The 20,963-nt window shown below is 39.9% G+C and carries 11 protein-coding genes and 1 pseudogene; 5 read left to right on the top strand and 7 right to left on the bottom strand.

The window, feature by feature from the left end:
• Nucleotides 1-8: 8 nt before the first annotated feature.
• The 3 genes from ACLLO5_RS20175 to ACLLO5_RS20165 form a co-directional block, all read right to left on the bottom strand.
• Complete coding sequence (locus tag ACLLO5_RS20175) at nt 9-4,235, bottom strand: chemotaxis protein CheB (protein ID WP_413172274.1); 4,227 nt, start codon at nt 4,233-4,235, stop codon at nt 9-11.
• Between the two features lie 327 nt (nt 4,236-4,562).
• On the bottom strand, nt 4,563-6,680 hold the full coding sequence (locus ACLLO5_RS20170; protein WP_413172273.1) for a protein kinase domain-containing protein: 2,118 nt from the start codon (nt 6,678-6,680) through the stop codon (nt 4,563-4,565).
• 65 nt (nt 6,681-6,745) lie between these two features.
• Nucleotides 6,746-8,470 (bottom strand): protein kinase domain-containing protein, encoded by a 1,725-nt coding sequence (locus ACLLO5_RS20165; protein WP_413172272.1) that lies wholly within the window; start codon nt 8,468-8,470, stop codon nt 6,746-6,748.
• Between the two features lie 382 nt (nt 8,471-8,852).
• Here ACLLO5_RS20165 and ACLLO5_RS20160 point away from each other — a divergent pair, with 382 nt between their 5' ends.
• On the top strand, nt 8,853-10,355 hold the full coding sequence (locus ACLLO5_RS20160; protein ID WP_413172271.1) for a phenylacetate--CoA ligase family protein: 1,503 nt from the start codon (nt 8,853-8,855) through the stop codon (nt 10,353-10,355).
• A 59-nt stretch (nt 10,356-10,414) separates the two neighbouring features.
• On the opposite strand, the gene ACLLO5_RS20155 is transcribed toward ACLLO5_RS20160, so the two are convergent.
• The gene (locus tag ACLLO5_RS20155; protein WP_413172270.1) at nt 10,415-10,627 is read right to left on the bottom strand and encodes a hypothetical protein; all 213 of its coding nucleotides are present in this window, start codon (nt 10,625-10,627) and stop codon (nt 10,415-10,417) included.
• A 644-nt stretch (nt 10,628-11,271) separates the two neighbouring features.
• On the opposite strand from ACLLO5_RS20155, the gene ACLLO5_RS20150 reads away from it, so the two are divergent.
• Both ACLLO5_RS20150 and ACLLO5_RS20145 read left to right on the top strand, forming a co-directional pair.
• Nucleotides 11,272-13,443, top strand: coding sequence for an alkaline phosphatase PhoX (locus ACLLO5_RS20150; RefSeq protein WP_413172269.1), 2,172 nt, complete (start codon nt 11,272-11,274; stop codon nt 13,441-13,443).
• Nucleotides 13,444-14,169: 726 nt separating this feature from the next.
• Nucleotides 14,170-18,129 (top strand): annotated as a pseudogene (locus tag ACLLO5_RS20145) (glycerophosphodiester phosphodiesterase family protein); the annotation flags it as partial.
• A 72-nt stretch (nt 18,130-18,201) separates the two neighbouring features.
• Here the strand turns inward: ACLLO5_RS20145 and ACLLO5_RS20140 are convergent.
• On the bottom strand, nt 18,202-18,489 hold the full coding sequence (locus ACLLO5_RS20140; RefSeq protein ID WP_413172268.1) for a hypothetical protein: 288 nt from the start codon (nt 18,487-18,489) through the stop codon (nt 18,202-18,204).
• A 238-nt stretch (nt 18,490-18,727) separates the two neighbouring features.
• On the opposite strand from ACLLO5_RS20140, the gene ACLLO5_RS20135 reads away from it, so the two are divergent.
• Both ACLLO5_RS20135 and ACLLO5_RS20130 read left to right on the top strand, forming a co-directional pair.
• The gene (locus ACLLO5_RS20135; RefSeq protein ID WP_413172267.1) at nt 18,728-18,916 is read left to right on the top strand and encodes a hypothetical protein; all 189 of its coding nucleotides are present in this window, start codon (nt 18,728-18,730) and stop codon (nt 18,914-18,916) included.
• 234 nt (nt 18,917-19,150) lie between these two features.
• Entirely contained in the window at nt 19,151-19,516 is a 366-nt protein-coding gene (locus tag ACLLO5_RS20130; RefSeq protein WP_413172266.1) for a VOC family protein, read from the top strand.
• 232 nt (nt 19,517-19,748) lie between these two features.
• Here the strand turns inward: ACLLO5_RS20130 and ACLLO5_RS20125 are convergent, their stop codons facing one another.
• Nucleotides 19,749-20,279, bottom strand: coding sequence for a hypothetical protein (locus ACLLO5_RS20125; RefSeq protein WP_413172265.1), 531 nt, complete (start codon nt 20,277-20,279; stop codon nt 19,749-19,751).
• 307 nt (nt 20,280-20,586) lie between these two features.
• A complete protein-coding gene (locus ACLLO5_RS20120; protein ID WP_413172264.1) occupies nt 20,587-20,925 on the bottom strand; it encodes a hypothetical protein in 339 nt (112 codons plus the stop codon).
• Nucleotides 20,926-20,963 lie beyond the last annotated feature (38 nt).

Raw genomic sequence — 20,963 nt, 5'->3', positions numbered from 1 at the left:
CCCCCTCATCAAATCCGACCAGCCAATGCTGCAACCACTGAAACTAAGCGATTGGGTTCGATAGGTTTAGCAACATGGGTTTGGAATCCTGCGGACAAAGCCTCTGTTTGGTCTGTATCTCTTGCATAAGCCGTCAGGGCAGCAGCAGGAATCAGCCCTCCTTCCTCGGCACTGAGCGATCGCACCTGACGAATTAGCGCATAACCATCTTCTTCTGGTAGCCCAATATCAGATATAAGTACATCATACCCATGAGGATTAGCCTTGAGTATTGATAAAGCTTCTTGTACTGATCCTGCCGCTGTTACTTGTATTCCATAATCTTCCAACACAATTTGAAATAATTGACGAATATCTGGTTCATCATCGACGATCAACACTCGCACACCAGCTAATGATGGGAAGGAGTCAGGGGGATTAGCAGCAGGAGAAGCAGGAGAAATAACAGGGTTTTGAGGATTGGCGATCATCGCACTCGTTTCTAAAGTCGTTTCTAGATGAGTTTGCAGAGGCAGTCTAACCGTAAAAGTAGCACCTTGACCCTCACCTGGACTTGTCGCTTCCACTGTACCACCGTGGAGTTCTACCAAATGTCGAACTATCGAAAGTCCCAATCCTAATCCAGTATTTGACCTGGTTCGACTACCATCAGCCTGACGGAAGCGTTCAAAAATATAGGGAAGAAAGTCTGCACTGATGCCTACCCCTGTGTCCCTAACTTGAATTTCAGCTTGAAAATCACTGTAATTTAAGGTGATATTAATTCTTCCACCCAAAGGAGTAAATTTGATGGAGTTGGAAAGTAAATTCCAGATCACCTGCTGTAAACGAATTGCATCTCCGACTATGGTTCTGGGAGCAGAATCTAAAGTAGATTGAATTTGAATGTTTTTAGCATCTGCGGCCAATTGCACCACATCTATTGCCGCTTCAATTATAGGAACAAGCTTCACAGTTTGTGCTTCCAGACGCATCTGCCCGACGCTAATACGGGAGATATCCAATAGATCTCCAATTAGCTGATGTTGTGCCTTAGCACTGCGTTCAATGGCTTCCAATGCCTGATTAGTCTTGGCTTCATCCAGCTGCTGTTTTCGTAGCAATTGCGTCCACCCTAGTAGAGAATTAAGGGGATTACGCAATTCATGAGAGAGAACAGATAAAAACTCATCTTTGGCACAGTTAGCTCTTTCAGCCGCAGTCCGGGCTAATTGTTCTTGAACTAGGAGTTGACTCCGTTCTGTTTCTAATTGCTTGCGTTGGGTGATATCCTCAATTACCAGGATAATCAGTGGTGTATCACCTATTTGCGTAATTTGTCGGCCATTGAGGCGGATAATTTTGTGACCGACTTGCTCAAAGTCATGCTCAATTTCTACATCTAGAAACTGGCCTTGTTGGGGGAGAATATCTTCTAAGAGCGATCGCAACTGGGGAATATTCCATTCTCCATTACCAATTTCATAAATGAGGCGATTTTCTGTTTTTTCTGGTTCCACCTGGAATACTTCATAGAAAAACTGATTAGCACTCAGCACTTTTAAATCCACATCCATCACCACCAAAGATTCCCGCACTGTAGACACAATTGCTTCTGCGTAATCACGGAATGATTTAAGGATATTTGCATTACGTTTGATATCATCAATATCAACCAAAATTACCACAGCACCCTCAATTTTGTTGTCCATAGTCCGATAAGGTCTGATGCGTAGATCATACCAATGGCTATCAAAATCTTGCACTTCTTGATTTTTTAAATTTAGGGTGCTAATTACCTCTAAAATGTGTACTTCTAAATCGGGGATTTTTAATTTATGTCTAATATCACTCAATGGTCGTCCCGTATCCGTAGGAATTAAATTAAATATTATCTCTGTGGCTGGATTAAAGCGACGAATTTTTAAATCATTTCCTAACATCAGGATAGGAATATTAATACTACTAAAGAGATTTTGTAAATCGTTGCTGACCTGAGTTGCTTCAATATTTCGCCGTTGCAGTTCGTCGTTAATAGTATTTAGTTCTTCATTGGTAGCTTGAATTTCTTCCTTGGCTGTTTCCAACTCCTCATTGGTACTTTGCAACTCCTCATTACTAGAGAGGATTTCTTCATTAGCTGCTTTTAAGTCTTGATTGCTAGCTTGCTGTTCCTCAATAATTGATTGCAGATAATCTTTAGTAGATGTTAGTTCTTGTTGGAGAACGGAAATTTCCTGCTCGTAACTGTTTTTTTGTCCCTGCTCAGATTTAATCTTGCTAGTTGCTGCCGATACTAAGCTAGTTGGGAGGGGTATGTCCTCAAATAAAACTAAAAAGAATTTTTCTCTTGTACCAGGAGTTTGAAAAGGAATCACATAAATGTTTACCAACCTAACTTGGTTTTCTTCTTTAATTTGTATCCCTTCTTTTTTGACTGCCGCTTCTTGCTTTTTAGCTTGATAAATTGAGCTACGTAAATCTAGCCGCAATTCGTCTTTTACCATTTTGAGAACATTAAAACTGGGTCTACCTGGTGCAGGTTGTAAATAGCGACTAGTCTGACCTCGGAATTGCAAAATCTCCAAATCGTCGTTAATAATCACACCCACAGGTGCGAATTGATTTAACACAATTCTGTCAGCTTCTTTGTGTATTTCTACATCATTCCAAGAAGTATCACTGACTAGCAGTGAAGATTTTGCGGTTTCCAAGGAATAGTTGCTAGCTATTGACTCAATAGCCAATTGGGTGGATGCCATTTTCCGCCCATAAATTTTGCATTTTCTGTCTATCAAAGTAAACAAATCAGTAAATTCCCCCACTGTTTCCGATGTGCCTAACATCAAAAAACCTGTTGGTTTAAGACTATAGTGGAAAATTGGCAGAAGCTTTTTCTGAGCAGTAGAACCTAAATAAATCAAGACATTCCGACAAGTGATCAAATCTAACCGGGAAAAAGGTGGATCGCTAATCAAGTTTTGTCTGGCAAAAATACACAGTTCTCTGACTGATTTACTAATCTGGTAGCCACTGTCTACCGGAACAAAGAAACGTTGTAATCGTTCTGGGGAAATTTCTGCTACCTGGGTTAGTTTATAAATACCACTTCTGGCTTTTTCTATTGCTACCTCATTGATATCTGTAGCAAAAATCTGGATGGGTATATTAATTCCCTGATTAGTTAAAAATTCCAGTAAGCAGATGGCAAGCGAGTAGGCTTCTTCACCTGTTGAACATCCTGCCACCCATAGACGGATGGGATCATCGGCTTTGCGTTGCTTAGTAATAATAATGGGAAATACTTTAGTTTTTAGGGCTTCAAAAGTTGCTGGATCTCGGAAAAAATTGGTGACAGTAATTAAAACATCTTGATACAATGCAGTGACTTCTGCTGGATTATTCTGGAGATAATTAATGTAATCTTCCAGTTTATCCAGTTTATACAAGAGCATCCGCCGTTGAATTCGCCGCTTCAAGGTAGTCTGTTTGTAATGGGTAAAGTCAACACCCGTAGCTGCCCGGAGCAGATTAAAAATTTTTAACAGCACATCTGTTTCTGCCGGTATAACTTCAGTTGGTTTAATCGGTGTTGGGTGGTTAATGTAGGGATGAGTGCTGATGTTTGCTAATTTCTGGGCAATTTGTTGGGGAGTGAGGATAAAGTCTACATAACCAGAAGCTACCGCTGTATTCGGCATACTACTAACTTTTGCTGATTCCTCACATTGAGCAAAGGTAATGCCACCTGCGGCCTTGATTCTTTCTAAGCCCCTGGTGCCATCTCCGTCACCTCCTGACAGCACGACTCCAATAGCTTTGTTGCCCAAATCCTCTGCTAAGGAAAAGAAGAAACTATCAACTGTCATTGATAGACCATAGGTTTTTTCACGGGGCTTTAGTTTCAGCACCCCTTTATCAATGGTCATTATGGCATTAGGCGGAATTACATAAACATGATTCGGTTCTACAGACATCCCTTCCTCAACTTCTGTCACCACCATTTGGGTTGTCCGGGAAAGAATCTCTGTTAACAGACTTTTTTGTTGTGGGTTCAGATGCTGAACTAACACAAATCCCATACCAGTATCCGCTGGTAAATGATTTAACAGTTGTGTAAATGCTTCTAATCCCCCCGCAGAGGCTCCAATCCCGACAATTGGAAATAATTCTTTTTGTTCCCCCTGTTGCTTTGGGGATGCTTTAGCGGTAGAATCACCAGCTGGAAATTTTTTAGAAAACCGCCTAGAGTTCATATGATGCAACCGATTCAAGTCCAGGATCTGACTTTGCTAGGTCTACTCTAGCGGAATATAGGTTCTATGGCGTAAGTATTAATGCCAGCAAAAAAGCAACATGGGGAGTAGGGGAGTAGGGGGGCAGGGGAGCAGGGGGAGCAGGGGAGCAGGGGAGCAGGGGAGCAGGGGAGCAGGGGGGCAGGGGGAGCAGGGGAGCAGGGTAAAAATAAATTCTTTCTTCTTTCTTCTGCCTTCTGCCTTCTTTCTTCTTTCTTCTGCCTCCTGACTCCTGACTCCTGACTCCTGACTCCTGACTCCTGACTCCTTCTTCTGCCTTCTGCCTCCTTACTGTATAGGAGTTTCCGTTGGTGTAGGTTCTTCTGTTGGTGTTTCTGTTGGTGTTTCTGTTGGTTCTGGTTCGGGCGGATTTTCTGCTGTAACGGTGAGTTGATAATCTACTGGTTTTGATGCTGTGGAAACAACAACAAATTCATAAAATCCTTTTTCTGGTAATGTTTTGGAAACTGTACGTTGTTGAGAATCTTCTAATAATGTCACTTTTCCAGAGGGGGAATAAATTGACAGTAAAATTTGCGAACTTGCATCTATTTTAACTTCTAGATTTTGGTCTTTAGCAAGTCCAGCTATGAATACTTTGCCTCCTCCTGGTGGAAGTGTGCCGCTAACTGTTTTACCTATCTCACCTTCAGGAAATACTATTTTTTCAAAGGCGCTATTGGATAGGATGGCGTTAAGTTTATCACTGACAAATCCGTGCCAAACTTGTCCAATGGGTTGGGTGAGAAAATCTTTTCCTTTGTATTCAGGAAATTCCTTCAAGAAAGCAGCGTCTCCTAAATCATATAAAGAACGACTACCAACGTTAATTTTATTAACTTCTACTTTCCAGCGATCGCGTTCTGCTGAAGTATAAGTTCCTAGTAGACGACGAGAGTTAGAACTCAATGCTGATAACTTTTCTAGGACTTGGGATGCGGTTTGATCCCATTCTTTCCGCAAGCTTTCATCGTCTGCACCATTGCTGAGGGTACGTCCTTTTAAGCTGGGGTTTTTCTCCCAAAAGATTTGATTGACTAAACTCACATAGTAATTAAAATCTATATCCAATTGCTGGCGGCGATCGCTCAATTTTTGTTTCCGTTCTCTTTCCTCTGGTGAATAATTATCTAGGTTCTCAGGGGATTTACTGACGCTAGGGGTGGGACTGGATGTAACCAAGGAGTTGCTTTCTCCTATACCCCTTTTTTGGTTATTGAATCCCCACCAAAGTAGCCCTGCACTAGCAAACAAGGCTAGAGTAACAATAAAAACGTTTGTTCCTGTCCAAATACTTGCGGTTTGGGGCGTGGGAGTAATTACAGGTTGGGGTGCTGGGTTTTTGGGGGGAGAAACAGCAACAGTTTCCGATGTGGGAACAGGTCTGGGTGTAGGAGTTGGTGATGGGGGATAGTTACCAGGGGGTTGGGTGAGGGGATGATTAGCTATTTGGGGATTGAGTGCTTCTAAAACTTGACGGGGTGTTTGATAGCGATCGCTTGCTCTTGCAGATAGCATTTTATCTAAAATTTGCCCCAATTCGGGACTAACGTTCACTTCCCGCCGCCATTGCCAATTAAGATTATGAGTATCAATTAGTTCTTGGGGCTGTTTACCTGTCAGTAAAACTAACACTGTCACAGCCAACGCATATAAATCACTATGGGGAAAAACTGCACCTGTTTGCATTTGTTCAGGGGGTGCAAATCCCACTTTTCCTAACAGAGTTCCATTAGAAGGAGATGAATTCATACCAGTTTGATAATATTGAGAAGCGACTGTGGCCGCAACTTGTTTAACACCACCAAAATCAATTAAAACTGGCAATTGATCAACAGCGCGAAGCATTAAATTATCAGGAGAAATATCACGATGTATTACACCAACTGAGTGAATGTATTCCAGCACTGGTAAAAGTTGCTGTAACAACTGACGAATTTCTATTTCTGTAAATCTTAAACCCTGTTGTTTGCGGCTATTTAATAAAGAATTATAAGTTTGTCCTTCTATATAATCTTGTACTAAAAACAGACATTCCTTACCTTCCAGATTGATGCGTAATAATTCGCGAAAACGTGGAATTTGAGGATGTTGCAATTTATAGAGAACACTGGCTTCTCGCTGAAATAGTTCTTCCGCTTTTTGAACAACGTAAGGAGTTTGGACTTGGGGAGAAAATTCCTTTAAAACACAAGCTTCCCGAAAGCGGTTACTATCTTCAGCTAAATAAGTACGTCCAAAACCTCCTTGTCCAAGTTGACGAACAATCACATAGCGATCGCCTAAAGTTAATCCTGGTTGGATACCACTACTTACCGGCTTCTCTAATATCTTCTCCCCACACTGGAGACAAAACTTACTACCAGACGGATTTTGATGCCCTTTAGAACAATAAAGATTAGCCATTAGTAATTAATAATTAGTAAAACCACTCATTAATCATTATTCTGTCACCTGTCACCTGTCACCTGTCACCTATTCCCTACTTGATCAGATGCGATCGCATACCAAATTTGCAGGAAAGTCTGCTGATTTAGTTTCCCACGCTCTTGACCAGGAAACAATGGTTCAAATTTTTGATATGTATCTGATCGCAAATCCTGAAAAGACCTATATTTACCCAACCTCCCAGCTTTAGCCAATTGATCCCACCTTTGGGAATCTGCTTGACTATAGCTACCTATCTTTCTCCGCGCTGTTTCACTTAAATTAGCCTGTTCAATTTTTTTCAACAACTCATCAGCAATACCATTCCATTGTTCACGCAAAACCTGATCTTCCGGTTTTTCAGTTAATTTCCGTCCCTGCAACTCTGGTTTTTGAGTATAAAAAATTTCATTAACTGTCTTAGTAAAAAATACCGAAGAAATTTCAAGCTGTTGTAAGCGGCTAAAAACCTCTTGAATACTACGTTTACCGCTTGGGACACCCAGAGGATTATTGATAGAGGGAATTTTGGGAACTTCGACTTTTGGTAAATTAATTGATGATATACTTCTCAGCATAAAATTAGAAAGCGCCCACACACCCGCAACCGTTAAAGTTACACCCGTAGTTATAATAAAACTGACAACAAAAGGACGCAACCATACAGGCATAGGTATTTTTTGGACAACAACACTAGTCCTGTGATGGACTCCACTACCAAGACTGCGGGCGTATTTTATCCCCGGTGCCGCTACCATAGTTTTTAACTTAGTTATATAAGAATTAGAATTATGACTAGAAGGTTGCATAGTATTTACCGTCAGAAGAGTATTAGCTGAAGAGACAGAAACTGGTGGAGGTAGATCTTTGATTACTTGTTCTGCTGTTTGATAGCGATCGCTAGGCTTATATGCCAACATCTTTTTTAGAACAGCTTCCAACTTAGAACCCACCTGAATTTCCTTCCCCCAGTACCAATTACCGTTATAACTATCATATAATTTCTGCGGTTCTTTACCCGTCACTAACACCAAAGCCGTCACCGCTAAAGAATATAAATCACTATTTTTATAGACTTTTCCTTGAATTAATTGTTCTTCTGGTGCATATCCCTTCTTACCCAACAAAGTACCATTACCACCCAACTGAGTATGCCAAAAACCCTGATAAGCAGGTAACTGTTTCACCCCACCAAAATCAATCAACACAGGCAAATTATCACCTTGACGTAAAATTAAATTATCAGGAGAAATATCCCGATGAATAACATTTAATGTATGAATATAATTCAACACTGGGAGAATATGATGCAATAGATTAATCACCTCCTCCTCACTAAAAGATTTTCCCTGACTGCGACGCTGTTCTAATAATTGATAATAATTATTACCCTGAATATAATCTTGCACCAAAAAGAAAAAATCCCTAGTACCAATTTTTGCCTGAATAGAAGCATGAAAACGCGGTATTTGAGGATGTTGGATTTTTTTTAGTACACTTGCTTCCCTCTCAAATAATTCCTTCGCTTTTTGTAAATCCTCTGTTTTCACAACCTGGGGCGCAAATTCCTTTAAAACGCACGTTTGACGCGCTTTTTGCCTATCAACCGCCAAATAACTACGCCCAAAACCACCTTGCCCCAAAATACGCCCAATTTCATAACGATTATCAATAACTTGCCCTACTGTCAATAACAAAGCCTCACCACAATGAGTACAAAAACGGTGACTACTATTATTAGCGTGTTGTTGACTGCAATATACTTGCATGATCTTGAAAAATAAAATAGGGCTAATCAAGTTATACAACACAGAAAAGACTCTTTACCGATCAGTTAAGAGATCACGCTGACCTATCACCTGTTACAGCAGAATTCAGGAGTCAGGAGTCAGGAGTCAGGAGTCAGGAGTAAAACTGTCTTTTGATAAGATCCCCGACTTTTTTGATTATCGTGTCCATAAATTGTGAATTGAGCGCACAAGTGGGGGATCTCGGTATCAATAAGTGCTACAACTGAATACTTACTAATCAACCATACCAGCACTTCTGCTATATATATAGAAATCCTATTTGAGTTTTGTTGGTCTTTCTTACCTATTACCTGCCTCAAAGAATAAATTAATTTACAAATCAGACTTCTCTATACCATTTATGAAGCCTCAATCACAAACCCAAAAAACAATTCAAGAACTTGAAGAGTTTGTATCTATCCCCATAGAACAAAAACTCGCAAAACATCTTCAGACAGACAGTGCAGAAATAGCTATTTCTTTATTTCAAGATATAGCTGCTAATGTACCTGCTTATCAAACATTTCTCAAAAAACAGGGAATAGATGTAAATTCGATTCAAACTCTAGATGAATTCCAAAAATTACCAACAATTCATAAAGAAAATTATATCTCTTGTTATTCCTTAGACCAATTGTGCTATCATGGTAAATTAGAAAACTGTGATATGATAGCTTCCTCATCTGGTTCTACAGGCAAACCAACATTTTGGCCGCGTTTCCTTACCGATGAGCTACAAATAGCTACCCGTTTTGAACAAATTTTTCATGATAGTTTTCATGCAGATACCAAACGCACATTAGCTGTAGTGTGTTTCACCTTGGGAACTTGGGTAGGGGGAATGTTTACTACTAACTGTTGTCGCCATCTTGCCTTGAAGGGATATCCTATTACAGTGATTACACCTGGTAACAACAAAACAGAAATATTGCGAACTGTTCAAGAACTCGGTGATAATTTTGAGCAGGTGGTATTATTAGGATATCCCCCATTTCTTAAAGATGTAATTGATACGGGTACTGCCAATGGAGTGCAGTGGCAACGATATCAAATTAAATTAGTCATGGCAGGAGAAGTATTTAGTGAAGAATGGCGAAGTTTAGTTGCAGAAAGAATAGGTTCTGAACATCCCTGTTATGATTTTGCTTCCATGTACGGCACAGCAGACGCAGGAGTTTTAGGAAACGAAACACCTTTGAGTATCTGCATTCGTCGTTTTTTATCTGCAAATCCTCCAGCAGCAAAAGCATTATTTGGTGAATCTCGATTACCTACATTAGTACAGTATGATCCCTGTAGCCGCTTTTTTGAAGTTGAAGCAGGAACTTTGCTATTTTCTGGTAGGAATGGTATTCCTTTAATTCGTTATAACATTTTTGATAATGGCGGTTTAATTAGTTATGAAGAAATGCTGAAATTTTTAGCGTCATGGGGTTTTAATCCACTGACAGAATTACAGCCAAATAGAGGAATTCATCAACTACCATTCGTTTATGTTTTCGGACGTTCTAATTTTACAGTTTCCTATTTTGGCGCAAATATTTACCCAGAAAATATCTCAGTTGGATTAGAACAACCAATAATTAGAGAATGGGTGACAGGTAAATTTGTTTTGCAAGTAAAAGAAGATGCAGACAAAAACCGCTGTTTATCTATAGTGGTAGAATTAGCACCAAATACAGAGAATAGCGAAGAAAAAATAGCAGCAATAACTGCTTCTATACTTTCTCAACTATTGCGTCTGAATAGCGAGTTTGCTAACTATGTTCCCTTAGAATATCAAAGCCCACAAATAGAATTAAAATCTACTGGTGATGTAGAATATTTCCCTGTGGGCGTGAAACACAGATATACACGAAAATAGAGCTATGATTGATGAAGGTGGGCATTGCCCACCGTAAGCATTGAAAGCTGGTAATCGAATTAATGGTGTCGTCTATTGTTTCTGTAGTAACGACATCTGTAATACCTGCCATGATAGAATCTATAACGATTTCTACCAGTACAAGTCCGATAACGTCTGACATAGCTAGTCGTATGACGACGATAATTATGAGCATCAGCATTTTCAACAATACCCAGCACAGACATAGCCGCTATCACTGTAGCGAGAATAACAGATGTAATTCTTTTCATGAGGATAATTTGAAGAGTTTAGTAATGATTTCTAGAAGCGCAGACAGGAAGTTTACGAAGCGGAGATTCCATCAAGCTTTGAATAGATTTTATCACCAATTTTTCCAAAAAACTCAATATTAAGAATCTTATTTAATTCCTTAACTTATTGATAAAATTAGAGAAAACACCTCAGAGTAATGATTTTTCTCACATATCATTTATAAATTGCATATTAATTAAGTCAGCATAATTAAACATAAACCAGAAAGAAATGAATTTCCGACTCTGAAAATGAGGAATATGTTACTAGCTAGCTGGTGCTAAGACAATTTTTAATCAAGATATAGCTAAATCATAGTTAGATCATAGTCATCTCTTAACCTCAAAGTGAAATCCTATTGTTTGTGATCTCTGATATTCAGTAAATCCCATTCCTCTAAAAGCTATGAAATAAACAAGGTTTGATATGGCACTAGACAGAGTGATTAGGACATGAATCAGGGGAAACTCAGACTACAAGATGGTTTTACCTCTGAATTCTGACTCCTGAATCCTGAATTCTGACTCCTGCTATAACACCTGATCCTGAATTTTTTTAGCTTTTACCACCACCGATTGGGAACTGAACGAATCAGCAAGCATGGCAATAAGAGAGGAATTTTATGACTAATACACCATTCGATACAACCCAGCCGGCTCAAGTAAAGGGTCTAGATGGTTATACAGTTGATCCTATCTTTACTGTTGGAGAAACTATTGGTACTTATGCTCCTGTCGGTATTCTTGATGGTACAGGTGCTTTTGAACTGAATGACACCACAGTTAGAGTGCTAGTCAACCACGAATTGGCTAATAATGTTGGCTACAATTATACCCTAGAAAGCGGTGCTTCTTTACCAGGCGCACGCATCAGCTATTTTGATATTGATAAGCGGACACTGCAAATAGTTGATTCAGGTTTAGCCTACGATACTATTTATAACCGTGCTGGTGAAGTTGTAGATGCTGCTTCGGATTTAGAATTTGGTGGTCTTAACCGCTTTTGTTCAGCAAATTTGATGGAAGCCAACCATTTTGGTAATAACAAGGGTTTTGCCGATCGCATCTACTTTGCTGGTGAAGAAACCGATGGTGGTACACAATTCGCTCTAGATACCGCTACTAATCAACTGTGGGCTTTACCCTGGTTGGGTCGTGCGGCATGGGAAAGCGCAACTGAACTGGATACAGGCAATACAGATCAAATCGCTTTATTAATAGGTGACGATCGCCAAGAGGCTCCATTACTTCTCTACGTTGGTGAAAAAAATGCTGCTGGAGACGGCAGTTTCTTAGACCGCAACGGACTAGCTGAAGGCAAACTATATGTCTGGGTTGCTGATGATACAGCAGATGCCTCCGATGCAATTGAAGCTGACCCCAGAGACTTTAATGGCAGTGGCAACAGCACCAATGGTAAATTTGTAGCAATTGACTACTATCGCCCCGATTTAGCTGGTACTGCTGATTATGATGCGCTAGGTTTTGCCACCCAAGAGAAACAAGATGCACTTGCAGCGGCTGCTGGCGCTTTCAAATTCTCTCGTCCCGAAGACGTAGCCACCAACCCCTTTGATGGAACACAAGCTGTTTTGGCTTCCACTGGTCGTCCTGAAGTCTTCGATGGTCAAGATACCTGGGGTACGACCTATAAAATTGACGTTGACTTCGGCGCTACTGAAATCAAAGCTAACCTGAATATCCTTTACGATGGTAACGATGACGGTAACAAAGATTTTGGTCTGCGTAGCCCTGATAACTTAGATTGGGCTGATGATGGCAAAATCTATCTTCAAGAAGACCGTGCCATTAGTTCTAGCCTCTTTGGTGCCACATCTGGAGAAGAAGCTTCTATTTGGGTTCTTGACCCTTCCGCAACCGATCCTGCTGCCACTGCAACCCGCATTGCACAGATCGATCGCTCTGGTGTACCTTCAGATCAAACTGATTCTAGCCCCACAGATATAGGTAACTGGGAATCTTCCGGTATCCTCGATGTTTCCACCTTGTTTGGTAATGATCCTGGTTCAATGCTCATCCTGGATGTGCAAGCTCACAGTCTTCGTGATGGTAACATCATCAATGTTCCTGGCGTTGATACCGATGGAGATGGTACAGTCGAGGCCAATGATAACTTGGTGCAAGGTGGTCAGTTACTGTTTTTGATGAGTCCCAATGCTTCCTTAATCCAAGAGTCAAACTTAGTAACAAGTACATCCAATATCTTGACCGCTGGTGTGGACTTTGATGGAGTCAACGATATAGTGTTCACAGGTGCTGGAAATGATGAAGTAGATGTTCCCTTGGGTGGTAGCCTAGCTGGTAACAATCGCATCTTTACAGGCAGTGGTGCTGATATTATTTATGTGGCTGATGGCGATCGCTCTTTTGGTGGTAGTGGCAATGATGAAATCGACGCTACAGAAGCAACTAACTACCGTCTTTCCGGTGGAACAGGCAATGATATCTTCTACTTAGGTGCAGATGGACGCGCTTTAGGTGGTGATGGTGACGATAAATTCTTTGTCCAAGATGGTGGTGAGAACTGGCTATCTGGTGGTGCTGGTGCTGACCAATTCTGGATTCTGACCGGCGATTTACCAAGTGCGGCTAACACCGTTCTCGACTTTGAAATCGGCACTGATGTCTTAGGTATTGGTGGTCAAGGTACAGGTTTTGACTTTACAGACTTGACCTTATCTGGTGACAGTATTGCCATAGGTACTACAACCATCGCGATTCTCAATGGAATTAATACCACTAGCTTGACCGCTGCTAATTTCGCTTTCAGCTAGTCATGACTGATATTTAGGAAAAATGGGAGATGAAGTTAGTCTTCATTACTCCCATTTTTTATTAGTTATTCAGTTATCAGTTACCCAAGTATATCATGGACAACGCCAAACTTGCAAAAATTTAGAACGTATTGAGTCGAGGAGACGGAACGCAGTGGTTATTTTTACAATACTGCTTCACTTTCAACAAATAGGCAGCAGGGGGCAGAGGGAAAGAATTAACAACTAATAATTTGTATCAGGGTTTTTGTAAAATGGTGTAACAGGAGACAGAGAAATCTTTGGTATTCATTTCTCTCTATTACTCTCAAGAGAATCTAACATCTGAAGATTAAAATATTGAACATCTGATTTTAACCTGCAATTTTACTAAACTTACTTTTATCTTAATCTGGGGATGAAATTATAGTGGCACTACTTTGATGAATTCATATCAAAACCGATATGAATCATAAATTTCTGTTTCAGGACTTACGCAAACAGAACGAAAATAGAGGTAATCCATGAATTACCCCTACGCAAGAATAAGATTTTTAATCAAATCTTGAGTAAGTCCTATGTTGTTTAGTTTAGGTTTAATTTTTAGACTCTTATCAAAATGTAAATTAGCCTGAAAACTTCTCCAGTCTTGCTTTTCGCTTCTTGCCTAGTCATAAGGAAAATTTTTAACGCCCACTTACTTAGCCGTATTTCCAACTAACAATTTACTTTAAATATATGGTTTCCCAAGTTGAATTAATAGGTTTTGCTGCTCTCCCTGCTGATACATTTGGTGCAGGCCCAGATTCGGGAAATGGGATTTCTGGAAATGATAGAACTGGACCCTTTCCAGGACAACCAATCCAAGGTTTCAGCGGTGTTCAATTTGCAGACGAAAATAGTTTCTACTTCCTGTCAGATAATGGCTACGGTGCAAAAGATAATAGTGCAGATTATTTACTACGTATCCATCGAGTAGATCCTGATTTTAAGGGAACAGAAAATGGTAATGGCACTGTTAAAACTTTAGATTTTATCCAACTATCTGACCCTGACAACAAAATTCCGTTCACAATTGTGAATGAGGGAACTAGCGAAAGATTATTGACTGGTGCAGACTTTGACATTGAATCATTTGTAATTGCAAAGGATGGTTCAATTTGGATTGGTGACGAATTTGGCCCTTATCTGTTACATTTTGATGCTAGTGGCAAGCTGTTAGAAGCTCCTATCCCTACACCTAATACAGTCACATTAAATACATTGAATGGTGAAGCGCCTATTGTAATTGGACACCGGGGTGCTAGTGGTGAATTACCAGAACATACCTTGGGGGCTTACAAATTAGCAATTGAACGAGGTGCAGATTTCATTGAACCAGACCTAGTTTCTACTAAGGATGGTGTGCTAATTGCGCGTCACGAACCGATGCTAGATGACACTACCAACGTAGCAGAAGTTTTTGGTGCAGACCGTAAATCTACGAAAATGCTAGATGGTGTAGAAGTTACTGCATACTTCGCTTCTGATTTTACTTTGGCAGAAATCAAAACTCTGCGGGCAAAAATGCCCCAAGGTTTCCGCACTCAAGTGTTTAATGATTTGTATGAAATTCCTACTTTTGCGGAAATCATTGAATTGGTTAAACAGGTAGAATTAGATACGGGTCGCAAAATTGGCATCTATCCAGAAACCAAACATCCAACTTTTCACGATAATCTGGGTTTATCTTTGGAAGAACCGCTGTTAGCAACTCTAGAAGCAGCAGATTTCACTGATCCGAGTCGCATATTTATCCAATCTTTTGAAGTTGCTAACCTCAAAGAACTAAATGGAAAAACTGATATTCCTTTGGTTCAGTTGTTGGATGCTTATGATGTGAATCTTGATGGTTCTCTGCAAGAAGTTCAACCTTACGATTTTGTGGTTGGTGGTGATACTCGTACCTATGCAGACTTGCGGACGGTTGCTGGTTTAGAGGAAATTGCTACCTATGCAGATGGTATTGGTCCCTGGAAACGAATGATTGTTTCTGTGAAAGGTGTGGATGCTAATAATGATGGTGTCGCGGATGATGTGAATGGTGATGGTGCAGTTAACGATGCGGATAAAACTTTAACAGATCCTACTAGTTTAGTCCAAGATGCCCATGATGCAGGTTTGGTGGTACACCCCTACACCTTCCGCAACGAAGGACGTTATTTAGCCTCAGACTATAATGGCGATCCAGCGGCAGAATTTAAACAGTTTATTAATTTGGGTGTTGATGGCTATTTTACCGATTTTCCAGGGACAGGTGACTTAGTACGCGATCGCATTACAGCGGAATTTGTGCGATCGCCCCAAAACCCTGATGTGCTTGCTAAAACTGAGTTTAACACCCTAAATGGTAATGCACCTTTAGTAATTGGTCACAGAGGTGCAAGTGGTTCACGTCCTGAACATACCTTAGCAGCTTACAAATTAGCGATCGCAGATGGGGCTGATTTTATTGAACCTGATTTGGTAGCCACCAAAGACAAAATTTTGATCGCCCGTCACGAAAACGCCTTAGCAATACTCAATGCGGATGGTACAATTAACCGCACCGATACCAGCACAGATATTGCGACCCGTGCAGAATTTGCAGACCGTAAAACCACTAAAGTTATTGATGGTCGCACCATTACCGGTTGGTTTACTGAAGACCTAACCCTAGCAGAAATTAAAACCCTCAAAGCGATAGAAAGACTACCAGACCTGCGGGGAACAGAATATGACAATGACAACTTAGAAGTTCCCACTCTCCAAGAAATCATTGATTTGGTCAAACAGGTAGAAGCAGAAGCAGGTCGCAAAATCGGCATCTATCCAGAAACCAAACACCCCACCTACTTTGCAACTGAAGGTACACTCCTAGATGGGACTACCAAAATCAACACCAGTTTAGGACAGCTACTAGTTGACACCTTAGTTGCTAACAACTTCACCGATCCAAAGCGGGTATTTATTCAATCATTTGAAGTAGGCAATCTTCAAGAACTACATGATGTGATCATGCCTGCTAAAAATATTGACATTCCACTAATTCAATTATTTGGTGGTGCCACACAAAAGCCCTATGATTTTGTAGTTAGTGGAGATTCTCGCACCTACGGCAATCTTACCACCCCAGCAGAACTAGCTAAAATTGTCGAGTATGCCTCTGGTATTGGACCCAGCAAGCGTTTAATTATCCCTGCTAACACCGTAGATAACAATGGTGATGGTCAACCAGATGACCTCAATGGTGATGGAACAATTAACGAAGCTGATAGAGTTCTGGGTAATCCCACAACCTTAGTCCAAGATGCCCATGAAGTAGGTTTGCTTGTCCATCCCTACACTTTCCGTAATGAAGGACTTTTTCTGGCATCAGACTACAATGGTGATCCAAAAGCTGAATATGAACAGTTCATCGAATTGGGAATTGATGGTTATTTTACCGACTTCCCCAGTACAGGAGACTTGGTACGGGATCAATTTGTAGGTGAAGTTGTTGTTTCTAATCTTAACCGTTCTCAAGGTTTTGAAGGTATGGCTATTAGTCCCGACCAAAAAACCTTATATCCTTTACTAGAAGGAACTGTTTTTGGTGATCCTGTCGGTTCACTGCGAATCTATAAATTTGATGTCGCTTCTGGGCAATATCAAGGATTACAGGGTTTCTACAAGTTGGAAGACCCCAGTCATGCCATTGGTGATTTCACAGTCATTAATAACAATGAGTACCTGATAATTGAGAGAGATCCTTTTCAGGGTAATGCGGCTGAATTCAAGAAAATCTACAAAGTTGACTTATCCAAAAAAGATGCCAACGGCTTTGTAGAAAAAGTAGAAGTAGTTGACCTGTTGAATATTCAAGACCCCAACGATCTTAATGGAGATGGCAAAACGACATTTGACTTCCCATTTGTCACAATTGAAGATGTTTTAGTTATTGACAAAAACACCATTTTGGTTGCCAATGACAACAACTATCCCTTTTCAGTTGGTCGTGGTCCAGATATCGACAACAACGAAATGATCATCCTCAAATTAGATCAAACCTTGAATCTGACACCAGGTTTAGGTCAACCGGGGAATCGTTTGGTTACAGGTACACCGGGTGCAGATAACTTAGTCGCTGGGGTTGACTTTAATGGCATCAAAAAGATTGTGTTCACAGGTGCTGGAAATGATGAGGTAGATGTTCCCTTGGGTGGTAGCCTAGCTGGTGACAACCGCATCTTTACAGGCAGTGGTGCTGATATTATTTATGTGGCTGATGGCGATCGCTCTTTTGGTGGTAGCGGAAATGATGAAATCGACGCTACAGAAGCCACAGGCTACCGTCTTGCCGGTGGAACAGGCAATGATATCTTCTACTTAGGTGCAGATGGACGCGCTTTAGGTGGTGACGGTGACGATAAATTCTTTGTCCAAGATGGTGGTGAGAACTTGCTATCTGGTGGTGATGGTGCTGACCAATTCTGGATTCTAACCGGCGATTTACCCAATGCTGCTAACACCGTTCTCGACTTTGAAATCGGCACTGATGTTTTAGGTATTGCTGGTCAAGGTACAGGTTTTGACTTTACAGACTTGACCTTAAATGGTAATAGCATTGCCGTGGGTAGTACAACTATTGCAGTTCTCAATGGAATTAATACCACTACTTTAACTGCTGTTAATTTCGCCTTTGTTTAGTCAATTAGTTTAGGTAAATTGGGAGAGAGAGGACGCATCCTTCTCTCCACAATAGTTTATCTTCATCAGGAGTCAGGAGGAAAACCCGTATATAAATACGGGTTTTCCATTACTGGGTATAAGAACTCCATTGACGTAAATTTTTTTAGAATTATCTATGCTGTTAATTTTTTGATTTCTGTACTTGTTATCTATAGTTCCAGTTTGTTTTTTGGCATTATTCATTTTCTCAGCAAGATTGCTCATGTAAATATCAGGATGACCCTGTAAAAATTGACAATAACCCCCTAATAAAGTCTCCGCTTGTGCTGGTGTCATCTCCTCCAGAAGATGTAGATCAAAATCTATTATTTTAGCCATTTGAAAAAATTACAGAAAATAACCTGTCTAGATTTAAAGTTGACAAAATTTCTTATAATTTTAATCTGTCAGATGGATAATATAAAATCTGCTAGGATTGCTATATAAGACTCCTATTTGATTTTTGATAGCTTGCGTGGCGTAGCCATACAAAACTCGGTACACCTTTATATTCTCAAATCCTCTTGCCTCTTGCCTTCCTACATAGGAAAATTCAGGAATCAAACCGGATGCCTATATGTGCATCAAAGTTCATTTAGTTACCATTATTGAAAATGTTACCCTGTTGGTATTCTATACAGAAACTCATTGTTGGCAGTTCCGGTTAATTAGTGCTGGTGGTGAGGTGTTTGGGGAACGCAAACTTTATTACACTCCAGAAGCAGCCGAAAAAGCTGGACGTGAATGGATTGAACAGGGATATTAAGCTGTTACACGGCTTTGTGAGATTAGTGAATTTGTATTATGAGTAATCTGTTGATTACGACCTGATATTTATAAATTTCTTGTTTTGTACATTGGTTAATTTTGTGTTAACTAGCAGAGAATTTTTGTATACTGTAAGATAGAAGAAAGCTCAAACCTCAATCATAAAAACATAGTTATTATCAAATTTTATTAGCAGTTAAAATTAAGTATTATCTAAAATAAGAGGTATAAAATGACAATTACTCTAAATCATACCATAGTACCAGCACACGATAAGGAAGCATCAGCACGTTTTTTTGCCCAAATTTTTGGTTTAAAGCTAGAATCTCCTGTTGCTCACTTTGCTGTTGTGCGTGTGAACGATCAATTAACCTTTGATTTTGATAATAGAGAAAATTTTGAGTCACACCATTACGCTTTTCATGTCACTGATGAAGAATTTGATGTCATCTTTGCACGGGTTCAGGAGATGGGTTTGGAATACAGTAGCGACCCTATGCACCAACATCAAGGTGAAATTAATCACAGAAAAGGTGGTCGAGGTTTTTACTTTTATGACCCCAATGGTCATAACTTGGAACTGCTAACCCGTGAATAAGTAAGTCACCACATTGAAGAAGGCAGGAGGCAGGAGGCAGAGGGCAGAAGGTTTTGTTTAGAAGGTGATTCCGACCACTCATTCACAAGAGCCACCAAATTTTCAATTGGTGGAGGTCTTAAACCCTTGCTCCCTTTGGTCGCGGCAGAGGATACAGGCAAGTATTCCTTCTGCCTCGCCCGAAGGGCTGTTAAACCTATTCATATTTTTCATCAACAATGCTGAATGTTGACTAAAATTCAACCATTTCAAACTCAAAAGTTGCGACTAAACGCTCATCAACATAAACCTCTATTTTATGTTTACCAAGAGGATCACCAGGAGCTATTTTCCAAAAATTTTCAATTACACCATTTGCAGATGTTTGTGTACGTTTCGTCACCGCAGTAGTTCCATCTGCTGATAAATGAAAATTCTCATCTTCCTGTGTAGCCCAGGTTTCTGGTGCTTTTGGTAAGCGCAAGACTTCACGCCATTTTACCTTACCCTGATAATTTTGCAGTTTAATTCGCCAACCATAAGCGTCACCCTTTTTCAAGGGGACTTTAGAAGTGGGGAAAAAATTAACTTTACCCTTAGCATCAACTATTCTCACCCCAAATTCAGATTTATTAACAGTAATATTTTTACCATTAACTAATAATTGAGAATGTTCTAGTGGGGCTTCTGCTAAAACAGCACTCGTCTTGTAGAAATTCACAGCTACAAAGCTAGATATCAAGCCTAAATAAATTAAAAAAAGCCTAAAAACAGAAATTTTCATGAACATCTTTTGTCAGATATTAACATTTAATTTCATCACTTTTAATTCAGTTCCGGGTTGATTGTTAGAAAAAATTAAATCAAGAAATATTAACTTCACCTCTGCTCCAATTATATTGGAAAACACAATAACATAAAACGCACAAAAATGTTAATCTATTAACAAAATTGCTGGGAGTTTCATTCTTTAAGTAATAGTTGAAAACTCAATCTATCATATCATTAAACAAAATTTTTAAAATAGAAAATAGGATACAAACTGTCTGTATCCTGCTTTCCAAGTATATTGCTGAACATATTTCAGCTTTTTAGTCTTCGTCAAGTGCAGGGAAAATTTCTTCAAACCGCCACAAACTATCTTTGTTCTCAATAAACCAAATTCGAGATGAGGTGGTTAACTTACTCCAAACAACTTCAGGGGGAAGGTGAGGAGAAGCATACTGATATTCTTGACCAAGTTCTCGGAGATTATCTGCTACATCACTAGGAATACCAAAATCTTCCCAGTCAATCTTGACATTTCTACCAGAAAGTCCCGCAGCAGGATCAAAAACTAATTGTGCAGTTCTGATTAAATCAGCAAAGTGTTGCGGTTTAAGTCCGATAATATCCTGAATTTGGAGTGATTTATTAGGCTCTAGGCTCATTGTACCTGAAGTGATGAAGATAAATGGGTGATTGAACT

Origin of the sequence: Anabaena azotica SJ-1, from assembly GCF_047275885.1 — a bacterium.
Lineage (GTDB): Bacteria > Cyanobacteriota > Cyanobacteriia > Cyanobacteriales > Nostocaceae > Trichormus_B > Trichormus_B azotica_A.
Note: the sequence above shows the minus strand (reverse complement) of the source record. Positions and strands in the feature narration are given on the sequence as shown.